Annotated in this window: 4 protein-coding genes and 1 rRNA gene; 4 read left to right on the top strand and 1 reads right to left on the bottom strand. The window is 72.6% G+C overall.

Annotation, left to right across the window (positions count from 1 at the left end; all coding sequences use genetic code 11):
* The first annotated feature begins 156 nt into the window (after positions 1–156).
* From rrf to SACHA_RS0109400, 4 genes are all read left to right on the top strand, one after another.
* A 5S ribosomal RNA gene (rrf, locus tag SACHA_RS0109415) occupies positions 157–274 on the top strand.
* An 86-nt stretch (positions 275–360) separates the two neighbouring features.
* Positions 361–1113: a type 1 glutamine amidotransferase gene (locus tag SACHA_RS0109410; RefSeq protein ID WP_028663033.1), complete on the top strand. Its 753-nt coding sequence runs from the start codon at positions 361–363 to the stop codon at positions 1111–1113.
* 21 nt (positions 1114–1134) lie between these two features.
* Positions 1135–4113, top strand: a complete 2979-nt coding sequence (locus SACHA_RS0109405) for a bifunctional [glutamine synthetase] adenylyltransferase/[glutamine synthetase]-adenylyl-L-tyrosine phosphorylase (protein ID WP_019809188.1) — start codon at positions 1135–1137, stop codon at positions 4111–4113.
* Positions 4114–4223: 110 nt separating this feature from the next.
* The gene (locus SACHA_RS0109400) at positions 4224–4670 is read left to right on the top strand and encodes an acyl-CoA thioesterase (RefSeq protein ID WP_019809186.1); all 447 of its coding nucleotides are present in this window, start codon (positions 4224–4226) and stop codon (positions 4668–4670) included.
* A 61-nt stretch (positions 4671–4731) separates the two neighbouring features.
* Here the strand turns inward: SACHA_RS0109400 and SACHA_RS0109395 are convergent, their stop codons facing one another.
* Positions 4732–5325, bottom strand: coding sequence for a YdeI/OmpD-associated family protein (locus tag SACHA_RS0109395; RefSeq protein ID WP_019809184.1), 594 nt, complete (start codon positions 5323–5325; stop codon positions 4732–4734).
* Positions 5326–5414: the final 89 nt, after the last annotated feature.

The raw sequence follows: 5414 nt of genomic DNA, 5'->3' as shown, positions 1-5414 counted from the left end.
GGGTTGATAGGCCAGACATGGACGCACAGCAATGTGTTCTCGAGTGGACTGGTACTAATCGGCCGAGGGCTTGACCACAAAAATGCTACGCACCCATCTGCAACTCTGAAACACACCCCCTCGACACGCCCGCGCGGGGACTGTTTCACGGGGTTGTTCGGTGGTCACAGCGGTAGGGGACACGCCCGGTCCCATTCCGAACCCGGAAGCTAAGCCCACCAGCGCCGATGGTACTGCACCCGCACGGGTGTGGGAGAGTAGGACACCGCCGAACACACAACGACAGGGAGAGGATCGACCCGGACAGGGTCGGTCCTCTCCCTTTTTTGTGTCCCGGGGTGAGGTCGTAGGGTGGAGGTCGTGATCTCCCCCCGGATTCTCGTCGTGCAGCCCGACCCCACCGTGCCGATCGGCTCGCTCGACGCATGGCTGACCGAGCAGGGGGCGGCGTTGGACACCCGCCGGCCGCCGGACGACGATCTCCCCGAGAACCTCGAGAACTGGGACGGTTTGCTGGTCCTCGGCGGAACGATGCGGGCCGGGGACGCGCCCGGACACCCGTGGCTGTCGTCGGTCCGCGGCCTGCTGAGCGCCGCGGTGGCCGGGGACGTCCCCACGCTCGGGATCTGCCTGGGTGCACAGTTGCTCGCGGTGACCGCGGGTGGGCGTGTGGGCGCCGATCCGCGGGGCCCGGACGTCGGACCGGCCCTGGTGTCGAAGAAGGACGCCGCGTGGGTCGACCCGCTGTTCTCCGACCTGCCGCTCATGCAGGACGTACTCCAGTTCCGCGAGGACACGATCGAGCAGCTGCCCGCCGGGGCCGAACTGCTCGCGTCGTCACCCCGTGCGGCGAACCAGGCCTACCGTCTGCGGCGCCGGGTGTACGGGATCCAGTTCCACATCGAGACCACACCGGAGGTGGTGTCGCGGTGGGCGAGCGACGCACCGGAGAAGGCGGCGACCGCGCGTCCGGGTGCGCTGGACGAGGACAACCTCGCCCGGGTGCACACGGACATCGCGGAGACCTGGCGGACCTTCGCGCATCGGTTCGCCGACCTCGCGGCCTCCCGCATCGACCCGGTCGAAACCCGCTACACGCTTCCGATGGCGTGACCGGGGTCCGGGTGGGCGGCGATGGGTGAGGGGATCCGGCCTGCGGTGTCGGCGGCCCGGTACGGGTTCGCCGACGACCGGGCCGAGGAACTGCTCCGTGCCGCCGGATGGTGGGGTGCCACCGGACCCACCGGCGGGGCGACGCCCGTCCTGACCGCGTTCTCCCGCACCCCGGACCCGGACACGGCGCTGATCGTGCTGGACCGGATCCGCACCGCCGACGACGCCACCTGGGACGAACTCGCCGCGGCACTCGCGGACGACCCGGTGCTGCGTGGGCGGCTGCTGGCGATCGCGGGGTCGTCGACGGCGCTGAGCGATCTGCTGGTGACCGAGCCGGGCCTGTGGCGCGCACTGGCCGGCGACGACCTCACCGCCCCGGAGTCGTACGACCGGGTGCTGGCCGACGCCGTCGGCGACGGGGAGGACGGTGCCCCGGTCACCGGATCGGCGGTGGAGCAGGCGCTGCGCCGCGCGTACCGGGCGATCGTGCTGGAGATCGCCGCCGCGGACCTCGGTCCCCTCGTCGAGCCGACGCTGGAGCGCCTCGACCTGGCCCGGATCACGGAGCGGTTGACCGCACTCGCCGAGGCGTCGGTGCGGGCGGGCCTGCGCGTCGCCGAGCGGGAGGTCGGCACCCCGGCCGACGGCACCGTCGCGGTCATCGCGATGGGCAAGTGTGGCGGACGCGAACTGAACTACGTCAGCGACGTCGACGTGGTCTTCGTCGGCGGCGACGACGTCGCGACCGCGACCCGGCTGGCGACGACGATGATGCGGGTCGTCGGGCAGGCCTGTTTCGAGGTCGATGCCGGGCTCCGGCCGGAGGGCCGCACCGGCGCACTGGTGCGCACGCTGGACGGGCACGAGACGTACTACCGGAAATGGGCCCGGACCTGGGAGTTCCAGGCCCTGCTCAAGGCGCGCCCGATCGCCGGTGACCCCGAGCTCGGCCGCCGCTACGCCGAACTGGTCGCTCCGCTGGTGTGGTCGGCGGCCGAACGGGACAACTTCGTCGACGACGTGCGGCACATGCGCCGCCGGGTGGAGAAACACGTGCCCGCCGAACTCGCCGAGCGGGAGCTGAAGCTCGGCCGGGGCGGCCTCCGGGACGTCGAGTTCGCGGTGCAACTGCTGCAGCTCGTCCACGGGCGCGCCGATCCGGAGCTGCGGTCCGCCTCCACCACCGAGGCGCTGGAGGCGCTCGGTGCCGGCGGGTACGTCGGCCGGGCCGACGCCGCCGAGCTGCGTGCCTCGTACGAGTTCCTGCGCGTCCTCGAACACCGGCTCCAGCTCCGGGGTCTGCGCCGCACCCACCTGTTCCCCGATCCCGGCGCCGTGGAGCAACTGCGGTGGCTGGCGAAGGCGTCGGGTATCGCGCCCACCCGCGGCCGGACGGTCGACGCGATCCTGCTCGCCGAGTTCCGCAGGCACGTCCAGCGCATCCGCAGGCTGCACGAGAAGCTCTTCTACCGGCCGTTGCTCGGGGCCGTCGCCCGCGTACCGACCGCGGCTCTGGGCCTGTCCACGGCACAGGCCCAGAGCCGGCTCGCGGCGCTGGGCTACCTCGCCCCGGAGGGCGCGCTCCGCCATATCGAGGCGCTCACCTCCGGGGTCTCCCGCCGCGCGTCGATCCAGCAGACGTTGTTGCCGGTGCTGCTCGACCTGCTCGCGGACACGCCCGATCCGGACGGCGGCCTGCTCGCCTACCGGCGGGTGTCCGAGGCGCTGGCCGAGACACCGTGGTATCTGCGGGTGCTGCGGGACGAGGCCGCGGTCGTGGAGAGTCTGGCCACCCTGTTGGGCACGTCCCGGCTGGTGCCGGACCTGCTGGTGCGCGCCCCGGAGGTGCTGCAGCTGCTGGGTGACCCGCAGCGGCTCGCGGGTCGGGATCCCGCCGAGGTCGCCCGCTCGTTGCGCGCCGCCGCCGGACGGCAGCACGGGATGAAGGCCGCCGTCGTGGCGGCCCGCTCGCTGCGCAGACACGAACTGCTGCGCGTGGCGAGTGCGGACCTGCTGGGACTGCTCGACGTGGCCGACGTCTGCCACGCCCTGTCGTCGGTGTGGGCGGCGGTGCTCCGCAGCGCCTTCGAGGCGGCGGTCCGGGAGCGCGCCGACGGGACGGGGAGCCCGCCGGCGACCCTCGCGGTGATCGGGATGGGCCGGCTCGGCGGTGCCGAGCTCGGGTACGGATCCGACGCCGACGTGCTGTTCGTGTGCGAACCGACCGGGGGCGCGAGCGAGACCGAGGCGGTGCGGTTCGCGACGGCCGTCGCGGAGACGGTGCGCCGGGCGCTGGGCGCACCCAGCCAGGACCCGGCCCTCGACGTGGACGCGGACCTGCGCCCCGAGGGGCGCAGTGGGCCGCTGGTGCGCACCCTCGACTCGTACCTGACGTACTACGCCCGGTGGAGCGCGGTGTGGGAGGCCCAGGCACTCCTGCGGGCACGGTTCGTGGCGGGGGATGCCGACCTGGGCGCGCGCTTCCTCTCCGGGATCGAGCACCTGCGCTACCCGGACGGCGGGTTGGCTGCCGACCACGTGCGCGAGGTGCGCCGGATCAAGGCACGGGTGGAGACGGAGCGGATGCCCCGTGGCGCCGACCGGACCACGCACGCGAAACTCGGCCGCGGTGGCCTCGCCGACGTGGAGTGGACGGCGCAGCTGATGCAGCTGCGGCACGCGCACGCCGTCCCCGCCCTGCGGACGACGTCGACCCCGGGGGCGTTGCGCGCGCTCGCCGACGCGGACCTGGCCGGGGCGGACGACGTGGCGGTGCTGATCGAGGCGTGGGAGCTGGCCACCCGGGCGCGCAACGTGGCGATGCTGGTGCGGGGGAAGGCGGTCGACCAGCTGCCGACCTCCGGTCGCGAACTGGCGGCGGTGGCGCGGGTGTTCGGCTACTCCGCCGACGACGATCCGGGCGAGTTCCTGGACACCTACCGCCGGACCACGCGACGCGCCCACGCGGTGGTGCAGCGTCTGTTCTACGAGTCGTGACTGTTTCCGGGCAAGCAGTGTCCCCGGGTCAGCGGTGCCCCCGGGTCAGCAGTGTCACAGTCGTGGTCACCGGCGTGGGCGGGACGGGGCGGGCGGCTTAGGGTGATCGCGTGACTGAGCAGGAGCCGTCGCGCACCCGGATCAAGGTGCGGCACTACGAGCTGGACACCCTTGGCCACGTCAACCAGGCCGTCTACCACCAGTACGCCGAGGTCGCCCGGCTGGACCTGTTCCACCGGGCGGGTGGGCACGACGAGATGCGCAAGGGCGGGATCGCGCCCGTGCTGCTGGAGTCGCACATCCGTTACCGGCGCGAACTGCGCGACGGCGACGAGGTCGACGTGACCTGTCACGCCACGTTCGGCGACGGCAAGGTGTTCTGGATGGCCAACGAGATCATCCGGACGGACGGGACGCTGTCCGCCGAGATCAGTTGCACGCTCGGGCTGATGGACCTGGGCGCCCGCAAGCTCGTGCCCGCACCCCGCGACCGGATGGCCGAGGCGGGCGTCGACCTCGACGTGCTCTGCGGGCCGACCGCCCCGGTCTCCGGCTGACGGGTCCCCGGTGGGGGACCCGTCAGCCCGCACCGACGTACCGCTCCGGCGGTGAAGCCCGCTACCTCCGGCGGGTCAGCGGCGGGACCGTGCGGCCGTTCGCCGAGTCGGAGAGCAGCTGTTCGAACCGCTTGGCCCGGGTCTGCTCCTTCTTCGCACCGACCACCCACCACGTCGCCGCCTTGCGGTACGAAGCGGGTTGGCTGGTGAAGAAGGTCCAGGCGGCCTCGTCGGCACGGAGCCGCCGTTCCTGCTCGGGATCGAACGCGACCGAGTCCGCGTCCTGCTCGTAGGAGTACGAACCCGCGCGGGACTCGCTCCGCTGTGCGAAGGCGTTCTCGCCCGCGGGGCGCATCCGGCCCTGCTGCCGCAGCTGCCCGACCCGGTCGGTGTTCACCGCGCTCCACACGCTTCCCGACTTGCGCGGAGTGAAACGGATCATGTACCGCTCGTCGTCCACCTTACGGCGCTGTCCGTCGACCCATCCGAGGCACAGCGCCTCGTCCACGGCCTCCGACCAGGTCATCCCGGAGGGGTCGGCGGATCTCCGGTGAAATCCGACCCAGAGTTCCGTCGCCGTGTCGTAATTTTCCTCCAGCCAACCGCGCCAATCGGCCGGGCGGGCGAAGAACGCCGGGTCGGGCTGCTCGGTCACGCTCGGTGCCCCCTGTCTGCGCTCGGGATGACACGCGCTGCACGGGAGGCTACCGGTGCGCGGCGGTGCCGACCAGGCACCGCCGCGCA

Origin of the sequence: Saccharomonospora halophila 8, assembly GCF_000383775.1 — a bacterium.
GTDB classification, from domain to species: Bacteria; Actinomycetota; Actinomycetes; order Mycobacteriales; family Pseudonocardiaceae; genus Saccharomonospora; species Saccharomonospora halophila.
Note: the sequence above shows the minus strand (reverse complement) of the source record. Positions and strands in the feature narration are given on the sequence as shown.

What these genes read in the sequence shown, in the direction of transcription:
- SACHA_RS0109405 (WP_019809188.1), top strand. Translation starts at nt 1,135, where the DNA reads ATGGGTGAGGGGATCCGGCCTGCGGTGTCGGCGGCCCGGTACGGGTTC.